Here is a 19846-nt window from a genome sequence, read left to right as displayed (position 1 = left end):
ATCCAAGTTGTACAAAAAAGAATAGATATCATAGGAGGATACGAAATACGTAAATAAAAAAGAGGTATGTATTTCGGACGTTTGCACAATCCCTGCGTTAGCATTAACTAACAGGTTCGAAGGGTCGGAACGAAGTGTTCCCTCTCAGCGGCATGGCTCCCCCAGTGATAACGAGATTCTTTATTTGCTATTGTTTATTGTAAGCGAAATGGATGAGAATGGCAAATGAATGTAGTATGACAATTATTGAAATAGAATTGTAGTGAAATGTTAATAAATATGAAGCAAAAGGGTATAGTACAAGAGAAATAGAGTGTGCTATAATTTTTCTGAAAATAATTATCATTCTCTTTTGAGGGGGAAGGTTATGAGCTTAGTAGATATTAAAATCGGTGAGAAAGTGCTAGTAAAAAGTGTTCAGTCTTTAAATCATTTACTAAAGAGAAGATTGGCTGCTTTCGGTCTTTCTGAAGGAAGTGAACTTCGCATGAAGCAAAAGGCGATGTTCAAAGGTCCTTGTACATTGGAGTGTCGTGGACAGTTAATTAGTATTCGTCATTGTGACGCGAAAATGATAAAGGTGGAATTAGCGTGAATAAGGTAGCTTTGCTAGGGAATCCAAATACAGGGAAGACATCATTATTTAATGCACTTACTGGTTCTTATGAGTATGTAGGAAACTGGAGCGGTGTAACAGTAGAAAAGAAGGTTGGTAAATTAAAAGATAAGCAAGGAACATTAATTGATTTACCGGGTGTTTATGATTTGAATCCAGTTTCGCGTGATGAAGGTGTCGTTACGAATTTTCTACTAACAGACGAATTTCATCATATGTTAAATATAGTGGATTCTTCGCAATTCGAGAGAAATATGCATTTAACGTTGCAATTACTTGAATTTGGAAAGCCGGTTTCGATTGGATTAAATATGGTCGATGTGGCAAAGCAACGAGGCATTGTAATTGATGTAAAACGATTATCAGAACTATTAGGTGTAACAGTCGTTCCTGTCGTTGCAAGAAGTGGAAAAGGCTGTGAAGAACTACTTGCGACTCTTAAAGAAAATGACAAAAACGAGAAAAAACCATTCATTATTTCATATGGTGTACAAATGGATGAAGGTATTGGAGAGGTAATAGCTCTTTTAGAGACAGCGAATTATAAGCACCCAAGGTGGTTAGCTCTTCAATTTTTAAGCAATAACGAAGTAGTAGAAAAAGAAATGAAAGCATTACCAATTTATAAGGAACTTGTAGCCATTCGATCTCGCTTAGAAGGAAAACTTGATTGTACGTTGGAAGAGCACATTTACAAAACTCGTGAAGCGTATATTGAAAAGTTAAAAACAAATGTTATGAAGCATGAGAAAGAAGGAAAAATTCCTTTTTCGGAAAAAATTGATAGACTAATTACGCATAAAATTTTAGGACTTCCAATCTTTTTAGCAGTTATGTTTTTTATTTTTCAGGTTACGTTTACGTGGATTGGTACACCTTTATCCGATATGTTAGATGGCTTTTTTGGTGGACAGCTTACGGATTGGGTGACGGCTGGGCTCACAAGTGTTGGGGCTTCTGATTTTATTCAAGCACTCGTTACAGAAGGTATTATTGCTGGTGTTGGTGCGGTATTAGTATTCGTTCCACAAATCTTTGCACTATTCTTTTTCATTTCATTATTAGAAGACTCAGGATATATGGCGCGAATTGCAGTTGTTATGGATCGAATTATGGAGTTCTTCGGTTTAAACGGAAAAGCATTCATTCCGATGATTATCGGTTTTGGATGTAATGTTCCAGGTATTATGGCAGCGAGAACGATTGAACAAGAAAAAGAACGTTTACTTACAGTTCTTGTAACACCATTTATGTCTTGTTCAGCGCGTTTACCTGTATATGCATTATTTGCGGGAGTATTCTTCCCTCATAGTCAGGCAACTGTTGTGTTTTCTTTATATGTTGCAGGTATTGTTCTTGCATTACTCGTTACAAAAATCATGTCACTTACTATTTTAAAAGCAGAAAAATCTATTTTCGTCATCGAACTCCCTCCTTACCGCGTGCCACAAGCGAAAACGTTATGGTTAAGCACGTGGGAGAAAGGGAAAGGATTTGTTCGTAAAGCAGGTACATTCATCTTCGGTGGTTCTGTTGTCATTTGGTTATTAAACTATGCAGGTCCATCAGGATTTGGTGTTGATATGGGAGACAGTTACTTAGCGATGATTGGTGGGTTTATCGCACCACTATTTGCACCGCTCGGCTTTGGAACATGGCAAGCGGCAGCATCTCTTTTAACAGGATTTTTAGCGAAAGAAGTTGTCGTTTCTACAATGGCAATTATTTATGCGGTGAAAGAAGATGTGCTAGGAAATGTTATGGGAGCACATTATACTGCGTTATCAGCATATGCATTTATGTTCTTTATTTTATTATATGTTCCATGTTTAGCGACAGTAGCCGTTATTAAACGTGAAACAGGGTCAACGAAGTGGACGATTTTCTCTGTCGTGTATCCGCTCGTCGTTGCTTATGTATTAACGCTCATTATATACCAAGTTGGATCCTTACTCGGATTCTAGAAGGAGATGTATTAGAGTGATGGTCAATATTATAATTGGAGCTATCATTTTTGGTTATGCAGCATACACGTTAGTTAATTTTGTAAAGAGAAGTAAAAAGGGAAAATGCGCAGCATGTTCTTTAAATAAGTCATGTCAGTCGCAAACTTGTAGTCCGGATATGGAGCAAATTGCTCACAAATAACAAAAAAAGCTTTGCGAATTTCGCAAAGCTTTTTTTTGTTATTTTTTAATTTTTACAAGTTGAGAAGCTTCTACTCCATTTGCTCCAGGTAGCTCTTTGCTTGGGTCTTTATCAAATTTCAAAATACCTACAGATTTTTCTTCACCTTTTACATTTACATATGTTGCATCATCAACGATAGCAAACATATCTGCATAAGAACGGCCATCACCGATAATTGTGTTGCCTTCATATTTTAATTTTGCTCCATCAAGCGTAGCATTTTCTACTTTCTCTTTTGCAAACAGCACGCCTTCTTCTTCTGTTACAGCTGGTAATTTATCGATTGCCTTTGTATCATCATTTTTATCAACTTTTTTAAGTAGTTCTTTCTTAACAAGTTCATCACCAGTTTTCTTATCCATTACAAGTACTTTTTTACCCTCTAATGTTGCCATTTTCATTTTATAAAAGTCTTTTTCTTTTACTTCTTTCTTATTTTGATCTGTAATTTTTTGAACTTGTTCTTCTGATCCGTATAATACTAATCCGTTCGCTTTTTCTCCTAATAAAGAACAACCTGATAATGCTCCAAGTGAAATTGCTGCTGCTAATCCGATTCCTACTAATTTTTTCATGATGATTTCTCCTTTTATATGTTTTATAGTAAATACATTTTTGTATTAGTTCTGAAATGATGAGAAGCTTGTTCGTTGCTGCTGGTATTAGTGTATAAGAAATATTGCAACGTAACTATCGAGTTAGCTTACAGTAAAATTACAATAATGTAATTTAGTGAAAGTGTATAAAAATAAGTCAATTCTGAAGAGGGTTAATGAGAATATATTAGGAATACAATGTTTTATCTAGAATGTCATATTATATTGGCTGTATTTTGGAAATAACATGTAAGGACATATTAGTTTTGTTATAATAAACACATAGGCTGTAAAAATGAATATTCTTTACTGTTAAGGGAGATTTTTCAGTTTTCCAAGTAGTGAATTTGAAATATGAGGTAAGTCATAGGAGGAATTAGAATGTCTGTATTTAAACGATTACGAGATTTAACAATGTCGAATGTATATTCATTAATTGAAAAAGCGGAAGATCCAGTTAAGATGACGGATCAATATTTACGCGATATGCAAGCGGATGTACAAGAAGCTGAGAAAAGTGTAGCAGCTCAAATTGCACTTGAGAAGAAATTCAAAATATTATTTGAAGAGCAAGAAGCACTTGTGAAAAAACGTGAAGAGCAAGCTCATATGGCTGTTCAAGCAAGCAATCTTGACCTTGCGCGTCGTGCTCTTGAAGAAAAACAAAATGCAGAGCAAAAGATGAATGAATATAAAGCAAGCTATGAGCAAAATAAAGCTGCTGCTGATAATCTTCGCCTGAAGCTAGAAGAAATGCGTAAGCAATTAACAGAGCTGAAAAATAAACGTGAAACACTTGTAGCACGTGTAAATGCGGCGAAAGCACAAAAGAATATTAATCAGGCGATGTCTGGATTTGATTCAAACTCAGCAAAAGCTGGTTTAAGCCGTATGGAAGAGAAAGCTCTTCAATTAGAGGCTGAAGCAGAAGCAAGTGGCGAAGTTTATAAAAAAGAAAAGTCACTAGATGATGAATTCGCAAGCTTAAATAAAAATTCTGCTGTTGACGATGAATTAGCTCGTATTATGAAGCAGTATGAGAAATAATATAGAATAGACAAAGAAACCGACATGTCTGAAGAGAATTCATGTCGGTTTTCTATTACTTTTTAGAGGAGGTTTTGCAATGACATGGACAAATGTGTTAGCCATGCTTGTATGGACTGGAGCAAGTGCAGTACTTTTATTTGCAATTATGTGGGTTGATTCAATTTTTACTAAATACAATGATTTAAAAGAAATAAAGAATGGGAATACAGCTGTAACAACTCGTTTCGTTATGAAATTATTCGCGCAAGGGTACATTTTATCTCAATCCATAACGAAAGCAAACGACTTATGGCAAGCACTACTTGCATCAGCAGTTTCTTTCGTTATTTTATTAGTAGTAGAAATGTTTATTGAATTTGTGTTAAAGAAAATGTCTGGTTTAGATTTAGAAGAAGGTACGAAAGAAGGCAGTGTTGCACATGCGATGTTGGCCGGATCATTACATATCGTTGGTGCACTTATTTTAGGTGCTTGTTTATAAAGAGAGAAGGAGGGGTAAATCATGAGTTTATTTAAACGAATTAAAAATATAATGAAGAGCCCAGAGCCGCCGAAACCAGAGAAAAGTTTGTTAACGTTAGCTCCTGGCGATATGATTGAAGTTTCATTAGTCATGTACGAATTAACTGGGAAAACGAGTATGCATTCTCGTAAAGAAATTGTTTTAACACTGCAAGATGGGAAAGATATTCGTTATTTAAAAATTGAAGATCGTGAAAATACGTATTACAAATTATATACACCAATCGATGGTCGTTTAGATTCAATTGATGAAGTTCCGACGACAATTGAAATGGATGATACAGAGTACCATATGGAAGAGCAATATAACGGACGTGTTGTTGTGATGGGGAAAACACCATTCTCTGCTTCAGAGGAACAGTACGTATGGGAATTCCAATCAGATAACCGAAAATTATTACGTATTGAATGGCAAAATGGTCGCACAATGATGTATGAGGGAGAAGCAATTATTCCTGCTGATGTACAAATTATAAGAGCAACGTAAGGGGGCGTAATCATGTCAAACCGATTGTTTACCATGATTAAATCGTTCGCGATCCCTATACTTGCTATCGTTCTATTACTTGTTGTTGCTGGATATGCCTTATCAGGTTGTCAAGGCGGACAGACAAAGTCGATTCAAGATCGTTATCCGCTAGAATCTGTCGCAAAAGAAGGTAAACAAGAATCTTACGTGTATAGGGCCGCCAATCGGTCAGTTCCTGAAGTCGCAAAGGAACTCATTAATGAAAGAGAACCGAAGCAAGCATCTAAAGAAGACGAAAATCAAATGTTCCTCGTTTATTCTGATAAGATTTATAACCTGCAAAAGGATAAAGAGAAACCTTCTGATACGTTAATTGAAATAAGTAATAAAGAATTTGTCCGTCAAAATTACCAACCATCCTTCCTGCAAGGATATATTATGGGGAGTATTTTAAACGATATATTCGGTTCACGAAAATCATCATACGGTGATTATCGCGGATATAATGACAGACAAAATCATAAACCGGTTATTCCAGAGAGACCGCCTACGAAAGAAGAAAAGAAAACCCCGCCTCCAATTACGAAGGAAGGGAAAGGATCTATCATTAAGCGAGGCGATAATGTAGATTCGAAACCTTCCGTAGGAGATACAGGAAGTATTACGAAAAAAGGAAGTAGTACACCTCCGCCTTCTACTGGAAGCAAAGGGAAAATTACAAAAACACCAGGTGGCTCGAGCGGATCAGATGTGAAGCCGAAATCATCTATTAAAACGCCGCCAAGGAATACATCTCCCCCGAAAACGAGGGTCGGTGGTTCAGGAAAGATTACGAAGCGAAGATAGTTAAAAAGATCGAAAAGTAGAATTTGCTTTTCGGTCTTTTTATTATGGAAATTAATTCCTTGTAGCTGATACAATTAAGTTATAAGGAGGAGATTATTATGACTATATATAAGGTTTAGTTTGATTATGTTCCTCGTCTTATTCCTCAGTTTATTTATTAGCACAACGATGAAATTTCACTTTGTAGTAGGTATTCTATGGATACTATGTACATGTACTCTCTTTCTATATGTTCCGCTTCGTTTTCAACAAGAAGTGCCCGCCTTTCAAAAATACGTAGCATGGATTAAGAGAGGAAGAAGATGGGGAGAGTAAAAATATATGAGCGATTATTAGAATATATCGACCGCAACTTAATAATAAGAAGAGGGTGTGCCAAATTGTTGGCACACCCTCTTTATTCATAATGATTAATGAATATCACGTTTCTTAAAGTTACCGCCTTTTACTTCTGCTACGTCATAAACTGTAATAAAGGCATTTGGATCGATTTCATTAATCAAATCCTTCATTTTACTTTCTTCTAAACGGTTAATTACACAAGAAATTTCTTTAAATTTCTCTCTTGAATAACCACCGTATACTTCGTTATACGTTGCGCTTCGGCCTAAACGATCACGAATTGTTTCTACCATTAATTCAGGTTCTTTCGTGATGATTTTAAATGTTTTCGAACCACTTAAACCAACTTCAACGATATGAATGACTTTCGAAGCGATAAAGTAAGCAATTGCCGAAAGGATAGCTCCTTGAAGACCGAATACTGTTGATACGAAAATAAATACGAACATGTTTAAGAATAAAATAAGGTCACTTGTTCCAAAAGGTAACTTACGAGAAAGTAATACAGCTAGCATATCGATTCCATCTAATGCGCCGCCGTTACGTAATGCTAGTCCCATACCGAAACCGATAATAATACCACCAACAACTGTAACGAGTAGTGTATCGCCTTCAATAATAGTAGGTATTCCATGCATAACAACGGTACCTATTGCTAATGAAGCAATCCCGATAATAGAATAAATTGCAAAGCTTTTACCTATTTGTTTATATCCTAACCAAACGAAAGGAATGTTAATAACTGCGATTAGAGCTCCTAATGGCAATCCAAATAATCTTGAACTAACGATACTTAAACCAGTCACACCACCGTCTGATACGTTATTTGGAATTAATACCGCTTCTAATCCGTATGCTGTGATAAATGCCCCAATAATAATCATCAAAGCTTTTGAAGCGATTTTTAGCTTATTGGGCTTGTTTTTGATAATTTTCTCCATGTAATTTCCTCGTTTCAAACTAGTTTCTTATTTGTTACGTAATTCACACCTAAATTTCATTTTAACATTTAATGTGAAAAATTTCTCCTTTAATGGATGTATGCAGGGAATATTATCACCATATTATCTTTAAAATATTTTTGAAATAAGTATAAGAAATCCCATCCTTATGAAAGGATGGGAGAATGTTAAGAAACAATAAAACTAAGGACTGTTAGGAATAAAGCGAAACCTAAAATAGTCCCGCACACTTTCATATGGCGCTTACGTCCTATTACAACAATTGCGACATATTCACGAATCATTGCGTTAGGCCAGTAATAAAATGCTGTTTTTGATCCAATTCCCTGGCTATTAAGACCAGCTTGTCTTGCATATATACCAGCGCGGAAAAGATGGAAGTTGTTCGTTGTAAAGATACTTCTATACTTACCTTCTGGTTTTAAAGAATCCATAATTTCTTTAGAGAACGACATGTTTTGATATGTGTTGACAGAGCGATTTTCCTGTACTGTATGTTCAAACGGAATTCCTTTTTCAACAGCATATTTTTGCATTGCTTCTGCTTCAGGAAGACCTTCATCTGGACCCTGTCCACCAGAGAAAATGATTGTTGGTGGTGTATTTACAGAGGCTTGTTTCCAATAAAAGTCGATTGCTTTATTAATACGACTTGCAAGTAAAGGTGGTACTTTATCATTAATTAAGCCACTACCAAGAACGATGATGAAATCTTGATTACGTCTTGGTCTATTGAATTGATATAAAAAATATGCGCTTAAGAAGTTAGACAAATGTACAAAGAAATACATAGTTATAAGCGAAATCGCAGTAAAAATAAATTGAAAATGCTCTGAGAATAAATTTGCTGGATTTATGATAGCGAGCATAATAAAGAATAAAATCCCTAAAGCAGCAATTAAAGTTAAAGAGTTTGTGAAGCGTCTTCCTTCACGTTGCATTAAAATTTTTGCATTAAGAAATAGTCCAAACATTAAAGCGACTATAGCAAAAGGTATCATTACAATTAGCGCTAACATGGGAATAATAACGATAAAATGTAAAGAGTTACTACCAGACTCATATGAGGCTATAGCGCAAAATAATAGAAATGAACAGAAAAAGGCATTAAATAAAAAGCCATTTATTATTTTTCGTGGATCTTTTAAATATGAGATAAGAAAAATAATAAACAATATAAGAGGAATGATTCCAAAATACATAAATATAGTACACCTCAATTTGTAAAAGAATTTGACATACCTTTTATATTACATGATTTTATAATTAAAAATGAAAGGAAAAATGATTTTGAATTTTCTCAATAAAATGTATGGATACATATGTTAAAATGTATGTAAGGTGATATATTAAAAGTAAAATGGTTGAAAAGGCACTCTATGGAGTGTCTTTTCTTTTTTTCATGTAATTATGCATATTATATTTATTTTCAAATGAAGAGGATTAAAATATAAGTGGTAGGCAGACTATATAAAGCAGAATTTCTTACAAACATTTCCCTCTACTTTTTGTATCTAACAATCGTATAACAATAAATAATTCTGTTTTATAGTGTCTGTTTATGAAAGGTGTCTTCTTTGAAGACGCCTTTTTGTTGTTTAGTATAGATAGTTTCTACTGTTTACATAGTGGAAACTATCTATACTAAACATTAGCAATCTTCCGTATAAACATTATCAATTTACTATATATTCCAGTGGTGTTAACCTACATATGAAAGGCTTTCTTTTTCAAAATATTACCCCTAATAAATTTTTGAAGAAGTCAACTGTCTCCAAAATTGCCATTCATGCTTAGCAAAAAAGAATCCTGCTGGATTCTTTTTTGTGTTCGACATAATGTGACAAAATATATTAGAATAATTTGTTATATTGTTAAATGATTATTATAGGAAAGAGAAGGAGACTCAAATATGGGATTTAAAAAATTAATTTTAACAGGTGCAATTGTTGCAACTACAGCATTTACTTCAATTGGAACAGCACAGGCAAGTGCAGATTTTAAAGATGTTCCAAACAATCATTGGTCTTATAAAGCAATTATGGATTTAGCAAATAAAAACGTTGTTGCTGGATACGGAAATGGGATTTTTGGATTTGGTGATGATGTAACACGTGAGCAAGTTGCAGCTCTTATGTTCCGTCATTTAAAACCGACAGTAAAAGAACAGTATAACAATCCGTATAAAGATGTTACGGATCGTTCAACTATGTTTAAAAAAGAGATTCTTGCTTTAACAGAGATGGGTGTATTCGTTGGAGATAACACAGGAAAATTTAGACCGAAAGATTCGTTAACTCGTGAAGAAATGGCACAAATTTTGACAAGGGGATTCCAATTGCAAATAAGAGGGGATCATAATTTCCCGGATGTAGATAGAAATGGATGGGCGAATCCTGCGATTACTGCAATAAAATCAAATTATATTACGGCTGGAACTGGTGATGGTAAATTCGCACCTAAAATGCATGTAAGTCGTGAGCAATACGTTCAGTTCTTATATAATGCAACGTTACCATTTGAAGAAAGACCAGGAGCAAAACAACCACAACCAGAAGTGAAGCCTGAAGTAAAACCGGATCCGAAACGCTTTGCTAATTGTAAAGAAGCAAACGATGCTGGATATTATGATATTACAAGAGAGAGTCCGTATTATGGTAAGCATTTAGATCGTGATGGCGATGGAATTGCTTGTGAAAGAAATAAAAAAGGGAAATAAGAAAAAGCACTCAGTCTGAGTGCTTTTTCTTATTTGTACATGCTATTTTTTTAGGCGATTCTCATAAAATAAAAGTAACGAAATGAAAGTAGGTGACAAAATGCCATCAGTTGTGGAAGGCGTTATTATTGAAAACTGTAACGGAACGATTAATTTAGGAGATAAATATAACGTGCAGCCGATTGAAAAAACGAAAGCTTATAATGGATCAGGATCATCGAATACAGGAAAAAAAGTACAAACATTTAGTGGTATTAGTACAGCAGATGTAAGGGATAGCGATGCGAACGATCAAGGAATACAGTTTACTTTATAGATAAATATGTAAAATTGCATAAAATGATGAACTTGCCCTGTGCTACAATCTAGCTGTGAGCTGTTCATGATTCTTCTGTATTATAGTTGTTAGATTGGAAATATAACATCTTATCAAAAATCATACGTACAAAAAAGGCACTTCAAACGAAGTGTCTTTTTTATTTTAGTGATACCCTTTAGCAGAGTCCTTATGAATTTTATTTTTAAAGATACTGTAGCTCCAAAGTTGATATCCAATAACAATTGGTACCATAACCATTGCAACGAAGAACATAATTTTTAAGTTTAATTGACTACCAGCTGCGTTATATAACGTTGTACTATAAGCGTCGTTAATACGAGATGGCAACATTCTTGGGAACATACCTGCAAATCCAGTTGTCATAAACATTGCGATTGTTAAGCAAACGAATGTGAATGCAAGACCGATTTTATGTTTGTACACCATAATAAGTGCGAGTACACTCATTAACATTGCAAGTACTGGCAGAATGAATAGTACAGGATATTCTGTGAAGTTTTGGAATAAATTTGTACGATTTGCAGTTGCTACATAGAAAATAGCTAAAATAATAGCAGCTGCCATTGAAAATGGTCTTGCGATTTTATAAGCACGATCAGATACTTCACCAGTCGTTTTAATTATAACCCAAAGGGCACCAGATACGACGAATATAGCTGTGAAGAACAGACCTCCTAAAATACCGTAATGATTTAATAAGCTAAGTAAATTTCCTTCATAGCCATTTTTTCCGATTTGTAGTCCGTAATAAAGGTTAGCGAACGTAACTCCGAATAAGAAGGCGATTAGGAAACTACCAATTGTAAATGCCCATTTACAAGTTTTTTGCCAAATTGGTGAATCGTCTTTATGCATAAATTCAAGTCCAGCAGCACGAGCAAACAGTGCGAGTAATACTAAAAATAGTGGTGTATATAAATAACTAAACATATTTGCATACGTGACTGGGAAGGCAGCAAATGTTGCGCCACCAGCTGTAATTAACCATACTTCATTACCACCCCAGAATGGGCCAATTGCTTCTTGTAATTGATTTCGTTCTTGTCGGTCTTTCGCAACGAAAGGAAAAATCATTCCGTTACCAAGTGCATACCCATCAAGAATGAAGTAAACTGTCCAAATCACGCCCCATAAACCAAACCAGATGATTGCAAGCATATCATGAGACATGAGCTGCACCTCCTTCAGTAGCAGGTTCTTCTAATGCTGCTGGTCCTTTTTTCGCGAACTTTAGCATTAAGTATACGTCTGCGATTAAAAGTAAAGTATAGAACAAGATTAAACTAATTAATGAGAACCAAATTTGTGGAACAGATATAGGTGATACAGATTCTGCTGTACGCATTAGTTTATAAACTGTCCATGGTTGACGACCTACTTCGGCAACAATCCAACCAGCGTTAATTGCGATATATGGTAGTAAGACCGACCATATTGTGATTTTTAAATAACGTTTTGAGTTTTCTAGTTTTCCTTTTCGGTTTAAGTAGAAACCGTACCAAGTTAATGCCATAAAGAACATACCAAGTGCAACCATTAAGCGGAAGCTATAGTACACGAGGTTAACATTTGGACGTTCATCTTTCGGGATATCCTTTAAACCAACAATTTCGCCATCAAATGAGTTTGTATAGAAGAAACTCCCTAGTTTCGGAATCGTAAGGAATTCAAAGTTCTTTTCGTTTTTCACATCAGGAATTTGAACAATCGAGAAGCCTTGTCCTTTTCCAGTTTCCCAAACCGCTTCCATCGCAGCTCCTTTTGCTGGTTGATATTTAGCTGCTGATACACCAGACTGATGACCCATAAACGGTGTAACAGTTGCAGCGAATAAACCTAACATTAAACCAAACTTAAATGATTTTTTGAAGAATTCAACTTCATTTTTGCGTAATAAATGATAGGCACTAATTGCCATAACGAAGAAAGCACCAACGATATAACAACCAATTACAGTATGGAAGAACATGTTCCAAGCATATGGATTTGTCACAAGTGCCCAGAAATCATTTAATTCAGCGCGGCCGTTACGTACGACGTAGCCAACAGGGTTTTGCATAAAGCCGTTTGCTGTAATAATCCAAAGGGCGGAAATATTTGTTCCAAGTGCAACCATCCACATACAGAAGGCACGGAACTTTGGTGAAATTTTGTCTTTACCGAATAACCATATTCCCATGAAAGTAGATTCTAAGAAGAAGGCAACGAGTGCTTCGATTGCGAGAGGTGATCCGAAAATATCTCCCATATATTTGGAGTACTCAGACCAGTTTGTTCCAAATTGGAATTCCATCGTAATCCCAGTTATAATCCCCATTACGAAGTTAATTGTAAATAATTTACCCCAGAAATTTGCCATTTTGCGGTATGTTGGATTCAATGTGCGGGCGTATTGAGTTTCCATACATGCTACTAAAATAACAAGTCCGATTGTCAAAGGTACAAATAAAAAGTGATAAAAAATAGTAATTGCAAATTGAAAACGACTCAGTAACAGAACGTCGGACATAATAAATATTCACTCCTTTTTTACATTATCTACAATCAGTTTATAGTGAAAAAACGTTTTAAATAGGGGGGACTTGTTACAAAGGTGTGTGTATATTTTGAAAGAATTATGTCGGTTATCTGAAAATATCTTATTTTTACTATAAAGCAATATCCTTTTTGAGTTTTTTAAATTTTGGTACACTATATAAGTAATGTAAATGAGAGAAAAGAGGGTTCTTTACTATGAAGTCATTAGAAGAGATTTTACAATACAATGAAAAATTTGTTGAAGAAAAAAAATATGAAGAGTACGAAACAGGTAAATTTCCAAACAAAAAGATGGTAATTATCTCTTGTATGGATACTCGTCTTGTTGAATTATTACCGAAAGCGATGAATATGCGTAACGGTGATGTGAAAATTATTAAAGTAGCAGGCGCTGTTATTTCCCATCCGTTCGGAAGTATTATGCGTAGTATTTTAGTTGCTGTATACGAACTTGGTGCTGATGAAGTTTGTGTAGTTGGCCACCATGATTGCGGTATGGCTAAAATTCAAGCGAGCAGTACAATCGAGAAGATGAAAGAGCGCGGTATCACAGAAGAGAAATTAGATACACTTCGTTATTCTGGAATCGATTTAGAAAGATTCCTACAAGGATTCTCTAGTGTAGAAGAAAGTGTAGAACATAGCGTATCAATACTTCGCAACCATCCATTACTTCCTGAAGAAGTACCTGTTCACGGTCTTGTTATAGATCCTGACACAGGAAAATTAGATTTAGTTGTGAATGGTTACGATAATTAAGAATTTACTTTGTCATCCTTTTTATCTGGGACAGGATCAAATCCTCCCGGGTGGAAAGGGTGACATTTTAATATCCGCTTACAAGTTAGCAAAAAACCTTTTAGGGCACCATGTTTTTGAAATGCTTCTAATCCATAATGCGAGCAAGTTGGATAAAAGCGGCACGTTGGTGGTGTCATTGGAGAAATGAATTTTTGATAGAAGCGTATAATCCCAATAAAAATCTGTTTCATAATGGTCTCCTTTTCCGCATAGTCTTAAAGTATTATAGCACGACTGTACATAATACTTTACTAATGTTGATTTCCGTTATATCATATTGGATATAACGGAATTAAATTAAAAGCGGGAGAGATGTTGTATGCCATCAGTAGAAAGCTTTGAATTAGATCATACGATTGTAAAGGCGCCTTATGTAAGACATTGCGGAGTTCACAACGTAGGAAGTGACGGTATTGTAAATAAATTTGATATTCGTTTTTGCCAACCGAATAAACAAGCAATGAAACCAGATGTTATTCATACGTTAGAACATTTATTAGCATTTAATTTACGTAAATATATTGATCGTTATCCGCATTTTGATATTATCGATATTTCACCAATGGGCTGCCAAACAGGATATTATCTTGTAGTAAGCGGAACACCAACGGTTCGAGAAATTATTGATTTATTAGAACTAACATTAAAAGATGCGGTTCAAATTACAGAAATTCCAGCTGCAAATGAAACACAATGTGGTCAAGCGAAGCTTCACGACTTAGAAGGAGCTCAACGCTTAATGAACTTCTGGTTAAGCCAAGATAAAGATGAACTTGAGAAAGTGTTTGGATAGAAAGAAAAACTGCCTGTGAAAGGGCAGTTTTTTTATTTGTAGAAATGTATGTTATGAAGAGTATTGACTTTAACGTATACGTCAAAGTTTATAGTAGGGATAAATAAAGTAAGTAAAGGGAGGAAATGATGGATAAGTATAGCATTGGCGAAATTTCAAAAGAAACGAATGTAACGACGAGAACACTTAGATATTATGAGGAAATTGGATTGTTAAGACCGTCTTATGTTGCTGACTCAGGATATCGTTACTATTCAAAAGATGATGTAATTACATTGCAGCAAATCACAACTTTTAAAAAGCTTGGTTTTAAGCTTTCAGAAATAAAAGGAGTATTAAAAGAAGCAAAGGGGATTTCAGAAGAAGAAAGATGGAAGAATGCGATTCAAAATGAAATTCAAACAATACAAGGGGAAGTAAAAAGATTACAGGATTTAGAAAAGCTACTATATACAACATTTCATTCCATTGAATTAACAGGAGAGCTTAGAACAGAAGATTTAATGTTATTTATAAAATCAGTACAGGGAATTGATCAGAGGGAGAAATTTTGGAAAAGATATTTTAATGAGGAAGAGCAGCAGATTATTCAGGGCTTACCAACATTTGAAGAAAACGATAAAAGAACGAAAGAGTGGCTGCAAGTATTAAGAGAAATTCGCGAGCGTATAAATGAACCAGTAGATTCACCAGAAGTTCAACAATTGGCGGAGAAAGTAGTGGCTTTTTCCATGCATATATTTCAAGAAGATGAACAATTAATAAATAAGTATTGGGAATTAATTAGACCTGAAGAGGGGGAGATTGCAAAAGTATATGGACTTGATTCGGAAACAATGAAGTATATAGATGAAATGGTAGATTATTATTTGAAAAAGGAGGAAGATAAATGACAGCTATGCAAAAAGAGAAGCTATATGGAAAGGAGCACGCACGATTAGAGCGGCAATACTTTTGTAAACATGTGGGCATTTTCATTCTTGCGCAGCTTTTATTTATTTTTCTAATAGGGCTTGTACCAGCTCAAGAGTTACCAAGTGGATCTTATATTCTTCATATGAAAGAATGGATTTTGAATAAACAAATAGGCTTTTATAAAAATGAAACTATTAATACCATTATCAGTGTTTGGACATCGGTACTTATGATTCATTTTATATGGGCGATGTCCTACATTCTTTTTCCAAAAAAGAAACGTAGCTCTTCAAAACAAGAAATACGACAAGAGGTAAAAGAAGAAGTGAAAAAGAAAAAGGAGATTAGTACAAATAGGGCGTGGCTGTATTTAGTATTTGGAGGCTTAATCGAAATATATTGGGCAACGGGATTAAAAACAAATTCGATGAGTATTTTGACACTTATTGCAATTTTAGTTAGTTTTCATCTATTAATTGAAGCAACTAAAAGAATCCCAATTGGAACGGCATATGCAGTATTTACTGGAATTGGGACAGTGGGAACGATAGTAGTAGATATTTTATATTTTAAAGAGCCGTTCTCATTTATTAAAATTTTCCTTGTTTGTTTATTAGCACTATTTATTATCGGATTGAAATTTAGTGGTGACAAGGAAGAGGTGAAATAAAATGGCGTGGATGTATTTAATTATAGCTGGGCTTTTTGAAATTGTCGGTGTAATTGGGATAAAGAAAGTAGCAAAAGATAATAATTGGACGAATAATATTATTTTAATAGGTGGATTTATTATTAGTTTTCAATTTTTAACGATGGCACTCCAAGAAATTCAGTTATCAATTGCATATGCAGTTTGGACTGGGATTGGGACGCTCGGGGCAGCAGTTGTCGGTATTTTATTCTTTCAAGAGCCGAAAAATGCTTTTCGGATTATTTGTATCGTTGGAATTATGGGGACGATTATTGGGTTGAAAATGGTGAGTTAAAGAAGAGCAAAACATGCTCTTCTTTTTTATGAAAGTATACTAGACACCCCAACATATAAAATAAAGGCAGAACCGAGAAAATAAACAAATGCTTTTGCTTTTTGCCGCTCTTTTATTTCATCGATTCCAAAAAGGATAAACATAATACTCAAAAGGATAAAAACGTATGGTAAAAGCATAGGGATATTTGCGAAGAAGCTAAATAGGGCGAGAATAAGAGCGATAGTAGCTATTATAATTCGAATGTTTTTAAACATATAATCCTCCTTTAAAAGAACATTATAAATGGAATAACAAAAACAATCGTAAAAAGACTTAAACCGATGCTAATAGCTCCAATTTGTTTTTGTTGTTTTTGAATCGTCTCAATTCCTACTAAAATGCCATATAAACTAAAGAGGAACAAAATGATAGGTGAAAAGGTTTGAAAGTTCATTGTAAATGTGCTGTATAAACATAAGATCAAAGTAATAAAAACGATGGTTAGCTGTAATTTTCTTATATGCACTTTAACCTCCTAGTAGAAAGATAGTTATTGAGAGACAAAAATTATAATAGCAACGCTTAAAGTGAATACGCCAGAAAAGAAGGAGAGTGTACTATGTACTTTCTTTTGTTTCTGTTTTTCTTCGGCGCTCAGGATGAAGGTCATAATAGATAAGGCGATGAGCATATAAGGCATTGTAACAAGTGCGTTTGTAAATATTACGGATAGGGCGAGAACGATGACGATAAGACGGATATAATGCGAAAGGTTTTTAGCATACAAATCTCCACCTTTTTAAATAAATTATTTACCGAAATAGTTCTGAGAAGCTAAGAAATAAAGCACCGGCTCCAGCTATGAAAGCAAGTATGCTGCTAGATTGTCTATGTTTTTTTATTTCTCCTAGCGCTACAGTGAAAGCCATTAATCCTAAGAAAAAGAACATATAAGGCATCATTTCTCTATTGCCAGTAAAAAATCCATAGATTGCTATACATAAAGCGATAAGTGAAAAAGTAATCTGTATCCCTTTTAGCATATATACCTCCAGTTATTTTATATAGTTGATAATGAGAACAATCAAAATGAAGCCTTTTTCCTTATTTGTTCAATGGTAATAAGAAACAGTAAAGTCCCTAATAGAAATTGTGAAAGTAGTAGAAAGTTATGTTGACCTGCCAGTAAACGAATACTGAATATGATGTGGGCTAAAATAAGTAGTATATGAAGCGTATTATGAATTCTTCTTGCTGTTTTTTGTATAAGGGTTATCTTCTGGCTTATCAACAGAATGTTTATAAGCGTAGCCTTTATTAATTGTCATGACGGAGAGTACTAGTATGACTAGGACGATTATAATACCGATAATTAATATTTTGAACATGGAATCCCTCCTTTTCTTTATTTTACATAATTTTGTAATTGATGAAAACAATAGAAATTAAAAGGATGAAAGAAGGGTGTTACATGGAGACGAAAAAAACATATTATATATCAATAGGAAACGGTCAAATTTCGCAAGTGAAGACGGCGGATACGTATAATTTTGAGGTTTCCGCAAGTGATGAGGAAATTACGGAGTTAAGAGAGTACTTTGATCAAGCATATGTAGAGGATTTAGGTTCATTTGTACGTTCTCACGTTCCATTTGTTGAGTATCATCACGATTCGAATAATGACCGATATGATGAACAACTACAAAAAGCATATAAAATGATTTACGATTTAGGAAATCATGAGACGAAAGAATTAGTCGCGCAAATGGGAATAATCAATGGATTGTAATTGGATAATATTATGCAGAAAAGCGAGAATATGCTACAATTTGTGGTAGGAAAAACTTGTAACCATCAATAGGGGAGTAATGGCATGTACAAATTTAAAGATTATTACCACAACACTGTACAATTATCGTTTGAACGTTATCCATTTTCTCCTGAGCCAAAGCATGTTTGGGTTGTATGCCGGTACGGGGATCAATGGTTATTAACGCATCATTTACGTCGCGGTCTTGAATTTCCAGGTGGTAAAGTAGAACTAGGGGAAACACCGGAAGAAGCGGCAGTTCGAGAGGTTCATGAAGAAACTGGCGGCATAGTTTCTGATTTAACTTACTTAGGACAATATAAAGTATCTGGAAAAGACAAAATAATCATTAAAAACATTTATTTTGCAACAATTAGTGCGGTAGAAGAACATACGCATTACGAAGAAACGAAAGGATCTGTTTTATTAACAGACATTCCTGACAATATTAAAACGGATAGAAAATTTAGCTTTATAATGCGTGACGATGTACTGGCGCGCACGATGAAACATATAGAAGAAATCGGCTGTTTTACGAAGTAAAGTGGCCGGTTTCTTTTTTTGTGTGCAAGAATAAATGTAAATATATATTTACATCATTTTGGGTATATTATACAATTTTGTGAATATATATTTGCGTTTTAGTAGGGGAAAGATGGATAAAGGAAAAGAAACGACTGTTACTGTTTCGATGGTTAAATTAAATTTCTATTCATGCTGTATAGCATTCGCTCTGGCGATTGGAGTTAGTTTTTTACATTCACTTCTTTCAGGCGGGTTTCAAATTGAAATTACGTTACCAACCCTGTTTCTTTTTATTATCGCAATGATTGTTCTCGTTTGTATTCATGAAGCGATACATTTAATAGGGTTTCGCTATATCGGAGGCGTTCCATGGAGTGAACTGAAATGGGGCGTTAATTGGAAATTAGGTGTTGCATATGCTCATTCTAAACAGGCGATTACAGTAAAGCAAATGAAGAAAGTGTTAATGCTGCCGTTTTTACCAACTGGAATTTTGCCAATTGTAATTGGGTTAGCTACGAACGTGCAATCCATCTCATTTTTAGGGATTTTACTAACAGCAGGTTGTATCGGTGACATTGCTCTATATCAAAAAGTATCAAAGTTTCCAGAGGATGCGCAAGTTAAAGATCATCCGAGTAAACCGCAGTTTACAGTATATGAATAATAAAGGAAGGGGAGGCGTTTTTGAAAAACGGCCTCTTTTTTGTTTGTCAGCTTTTGTCGGTAAGTCGATATATTGTAAAAATCGCTAATATAATTTTCTAGAGATTGGCGCCGATCTACTAATGTTCCATCTAAGTCGAAGAAGACTGCTCGAATCATGGCCCCCCTTACAGTTTAT

28 protein-coding genes, 2 pseudogenes and 1 riboswitch are annotated in these 19846 nt (G+C 34.7%); of the genes and pseudogenes, 18 read left to right on the top strand and 12 right to left on the bottom strand.

The annotated features are described in order from the left end of the window. Positions 1 to 71: 71 nt before the first annotated feature. A riboswitch (TPP riboswitch) is annotated at positions 72 to 173 on the bottom strand. A 194-nt stretch (positions 174 to 367) separates the two neighbouring features. From NHG49_RS24385 to NHG49_RS24375, 3 genes are read left to right on the top strand one after another with little or no spacing between them, the layout of a single operon-like run. Then, a complete protein-coding gene (locus NHG49_RS24385) occupies positions 368 to 595 on the top strand; it encodes a FeoA family protein (protein ID WP_222660493.1) in 228 nt (75 codons plus the stop codon). Continuing rightward, on the top strand, positions 592 to 2580 hold the full coding sequence (gene feoB, locus NHG49_RS24380; RefSeq protein ID WP_064474477.1) for a ferrous iron transport protein B: 1989 nt from the start codon (positions 592 to 594) through the stop codon (positions 2578 to 2580). The genes NHG49_RS24385 and feoB overlap by 4 nt, the downstream gene beginning before the upstream one ends. Positions 2581 to 2596: 16 nt before the next feature. Further along, complete coding sequence (locus NHG49_RS24375) at positions 2597 to 2764, top strand: FeoB-associated Cys-rich membrane protein (protein ID WP_000989597.1); 168 nt, start codon at positions 2597 to 2599, stop codon at positions 2762 to 2764. Between the two features lie 38 nt (positions 2765 to 2802). Here NHG49_RS24375 and NHG49_RS24370 read toward each other — a convergent pair whose 3' ends face one another. After that, positions 2803 to 3381, bottom strand: coding sequence for a lipoprotein BA_5634 family protein (locus NHG49_RS24370; protein ID WP_064474478.1), 579 nt, complete (start codon positions 3379 to 3381; stop codon positions 2803 to 2805). A gap of 402 nt (positions 3382 to 3783) precedes the next feature. On the opposite strand from NHG49_RS24370, the gene NHG49_RS24365 reads away from it, so the two are divergent. From NHG49_RS24365 to NHG49_RS24345, 5 genes are all read left to right on the top strand, one after another. Beyond that, positions 3784 to 4449 carry a PspA/IM30 family protein gene (locus NHG49_RS24365; protein WP_000110287.1) on the top strand — a complete coding sequence of 222 codons (666 nt, stop codon included), beginning with the start codon at positions 3784 to 3786 and terminating at the stop codon, positions 4447 to 4449. A 79-nt stretch (positions 4450 to 4528) separates the two neighbouring features. After that, positions 4529 to 4933, top strand: coding sequence for a DUF350 domain-containing protein (locus NHG49_RS24360; protein WP_000220323.1), 405 nt, complete (start codon positions 4529 to 4531; stop codon positions 4931 to 4933). Between the two features lie 21 nt (positions 4934 to 4954). Continuing rightward, a complete protein-coding gene (locus NHG49_RS24355) occupies positions 4955 to 5461 on the top strand; it encodes a DUF4178 domain-containing protein (protein WP_000051753.1) in 507 nt (168 codons plus the stop codon). A gap of 12 nt (positions 5462 to 5473) precedes the next feature. Further along, complete coding sequence (locus tag NHG49_RS24350; RefSeq protein WP_000071177.1) at positions 5474 to 6289, top strand: DUF4247 domain-containing protein; 816 nt, start codon at positions 5474 to 5476, stop codon at positions 6287 to 6289. Between the two features lie 126 nt (positions 6290 to 6415). Further along, positions 6416 to 6604: a hypothetical protein gene (locus tag NHG49_RS24345; RefSeq protein WP_064475077.1), complete on the top strand. Its 189-nt coding sequence runs from the start codon at positions 6416 to 6418 to the stop codon at positions 6602 to 6604. A 95-nt stretch (positions 6605 to 6699) separates the two neighbouring features. Here the strand turns inward: NHG49_RS24345 and NHG49_RS24340 are convergent, their stop codons facing one another. After that, positions 6700 to 7572, bottom strand: a complete 873-nt coding sequence (locus tag NHG49_RS24340; protein WP_000411242.1) for a YitT family protein — start codon at positions 7570 to 7572, stop codon at positions 6700 to 6702. Between the two features lie 188 nt (positions 7573 to 7760). After that, positions 7761 to 8795, bottom strand: a complete 1035-nt coding sequence (locus NHG49_RS24335) for a YdcF family protein (protein WP_000273522.1) — start codon at positions 8793 to 8795, stop codon at positions 7761 to 7763. Positions 8796 to 9505: 710 nt separating this feature from the next. On the opposite strand from NHG49_RS24335, the gene NHG49_RS24330 reads away from it, so the two are divergent. Together NHG49_RS24330 and NHG49_RS24325 are read left to right on the top strand one after the other, a co-directional pair. Continuing rightward, on the top strand, positions 9506 to 10312 hold the full coding sequence (locus NHG49_RS24330; protein WP_064474479.1) for an S-layer homology domain-containing protein: 807 nt from the start codon (positions 9506 to 9508) through the stop codon (positions 10310 to 10312). 82 nt (positions 10313 to 10394) lie between these two features. Next, positions 10395 to 10628: a spore germination protein gene (locus NHG49_RS24325; RefSeq protein WP_033657613.1), complete on the top strand. Its 234-nt coding sequence runs from the start codon at positions 10395 to 10397 to the stop codon at positions 10626 to 10628. Positions 10629 to 10793: 165 nt separating this feature from the next. Here the strand turns inward: NHG49_RS24325 and cydB are convergent, their stop codons facing one another. Further along, positions 10794 to 11822, bottom strand: coding sequence for a cytochrome d ubiquinol oxidase subunit II (cydB, locus tag NHG49_RS24320; protein ID WP_098110794.1), 1029 nt, complete (start codon positions 11820 to 11822; stop codon positions 10794 to 10796). Further along, the gene (gene cydA, locus NHG49_RS24315; protein ID WP_046956116.1) at positions 11812 to 13161 is read right to left on the bottom strand and encodes a cytochrome ubiquinol oxidase subunit I; all 1350 of its coding nucleotides are present in this window, start codon (positions 13159 to 13161) and stop codon (positions 11812 to 11814) included. Before cydA ends, cydB begins: the two co-directional genes overlap by 11 nt. Positions 13162 to 13385: 224 nt before the next feature. Here cydA and NHG49_RS24310 point away from each other — a divergent pair, with 224 nt between their 5' ends. Then, a complete protein-coding gene (locus NHG49_RS24310) occupies positions 13386 to 13949 on the top strand; it encodes a beta-class carbonic anhydrase (RefSeq protein ID WP_000838167.1) in 564 nt (187 codons plus the stop codon). Here the strand turns inward: NHG49_RS24310 and yidD are convergent. After that, the gene (yidD, locus tag NHG49_RS24305) at positions 13946 to 14182 is read right to left on the bottom strand and encodes a membrane protein insertion efficiency factor YidD (RefSeq protein WP_016085830.1); all 237 of its coding nucleotides are present in this window, start codon (positions 14180 to 14182) and stop codon (positions 13946 to 13948) included. The genes NHG49_RS24310 and yidD overlap by 4 nt on opposite strands. A 128-nt stretch (positions 14183 to 14310) precedes the next feature. Between yidD and luxS the strand changes: the two genes are divergently transcribed. The 4 genes from luxS (at position 14311) to NHG49_RS24285 (ending at position 16685) form a co-directional block, all read left to right on the top strand. Further along, positions 14311 to 14784 (top strand): S-ribosylhomocysteine lyase LuxS, encoded by a 474-nt coding sequence (luxS, locus tag NHG49_RS24300; protein WP_001141371.1) that lies wholly within the window; start codon positions 14311 to 14313, stop codon positions 14782 to 14784. Between the two features lie 128 nt (positions 14785 to 14912). Next, the gene (locus NHG49_RS24295) at positions 14913 to 15677 is read left to right on the top strand and encodes a MerR family transcriptional regulator (protein ID WP_064474482.1); all 765 of its coding nucleotides are present in this window, start codon (positions 14913 to 14915) and stop codon (positions 15675 to 15677) included. Then, complete coding sequence (locus tag NHG49_RS31510) at positions 15674 to 16369, top strand: DMT family transporter (protein WP_081257152.1); 696 nt, start codon at positions 15674 to 15676, stop codon at positions 16367 to 16369. The genes NHG49_RS24295 and NHG49_RS31510 overlap by 4 nt, the downstream gene beginning before the upstream one ends. Position 16370: 1 nt before the next feature. Beyond that, positions 16371 to 16685: a DMT family transporter gene (locus NHG49_RS24285; RefSeq protein WP_000312450.1), complete on the top strand. Its 315-nt coding sequence runs from the start codon at positions 16371 to 16373 to the stop codon at positions 16683 to 16685. A gap of 26 nt (positions 16686 to 16711) precedes the next feature. Here the strand turns inward: NHG49_RS24285 and NHG49_RS24280 are convergent, their stop codons facing one another. From NHG49_RS24280 to ytzI, 5 genes and pseudogenes are all read right to left on the bottom strand, one after another. Further along, positions 16712 to 16942, bottom strand: coding sequence for a YczI family protein (locus NHG49_RS24280; RefSeq protein WP_064474484.1), 231 nt, complete (start codon positions 16940 to 16942; stop codon positions 16712 to 16714). 11 nt (positions 16943 to 16953) lie between these two features. Then, the gene (locus NHG49_RS24275; RefSeq protein ID WP_064474485.1) at positions 16954 to 17193 is read right to left on the bottom strand and encodes a hypothetical protein; all 240 of its coding nucleotides are present in this window, start codon (positions 17191 to 17193) and stop codon (positions 16954 to 16956) included. A 24-nt stretch (positions 17194 to 17217) separates the two neighbouring features. Beyond that, positions 17218 to 17450, bottom strand: a pseudogene (locus tag NHG49_RS24270) (DUF3953 domain-containing protein). Between the two features lie 29 nt (positions 17451 to 17479). Beyond that, complete coding sequence (locus NHG49_RS24265) at positions 17480 to 17710, bottom strand: YczI family protein (protein ID WP_064474486.1); 231 nt, start codon at positions 17708 to 17710, stop codon at positions 17480 to 17482. A 195-nt stretch (positions 17711 to 17905) separates the two neighbouring features. Next, entirely contained in the window at positions 17906 to 18055 is a 150-nt protein-coding gene (gene ytzI / locus NHG49_RS24260) for a YtzI protein (protein ID WP_000472802.1), read from the bottom strand. A gap of 83 nt (positions 18056 to 18138) precedes the next feature. On the opposite strand from ytzI, the gene NHG49_RS24255 reads away from it, so the two are divergent. The 3 genes from NHG49_RS24255 to NHG49_RS24245 all read left to right on the top strand — a co-directional run bounded on the left by NHG49_RS24255 (position 18139) and on the right by NHG49_RS24245 (position 19669). Next, positions 18139 to 18456 carry a hypothetical protein gene (locus NHG49_RS24255; RefSeq protein WP_064474487.1) on the top strand — a complete coding sequence of 106 codons (318 nt, stop codon included), beginning with the start codon at positions 18139 to 18141 and terminating at the stop codon, positions 18454 to 18456. 84 nt (positions 18457 to 18540) lie between these two features. Beyond that, complete coding sequence (mutTA, locus tag NHG49_RS24250; protein WP_000276386.1) at positions 18541 to 19020, top strand: antimutator 8-oxo-(dGTP/GTP)ase; 480 nt, start codon at positions 18541 to 18543, stop codon at positions 19018 to 19020. 112 nt (positions 19021 to 19132) lie between these two features. Further along, positions 19133 to 19669, top strand: coding sequence for a DUF3267 domain-containing protein (locus tag NHG49_RS24245; RefSeq protein WP_064474488.1), 537 nt, complete (start codon positions 19133 to 19135; stop codon positions 19667 to 19669). 71 nt (positions 19670 to 19740) lie between these two features. Here NHG49_RS24245 and NHG49_RS24240 read toward each other — a convergent pair. Beyond that, positions 19741 to 19827: pseudogene (locus tag NHG49_RS24240) on the bottom strand (HAD family hydrolase); the annotation flags it as partial. Positions 19828 to 19846: the final 19 nt, after the last annotated feature.

This window comes from Bacillus sp. IBL03825 (genome assembly GCF_024712505.1).
GTDB classification, from domain to species: domain Bacteria; phylum Bacillota; class Bacilli; order Bacillales; family Bacillaceae_G; genus Bacillus_A; species Bacillus_A wiedmannii.
This window is presented reverse-complemented; position numbering and strand designations above follow the sequence as displayed.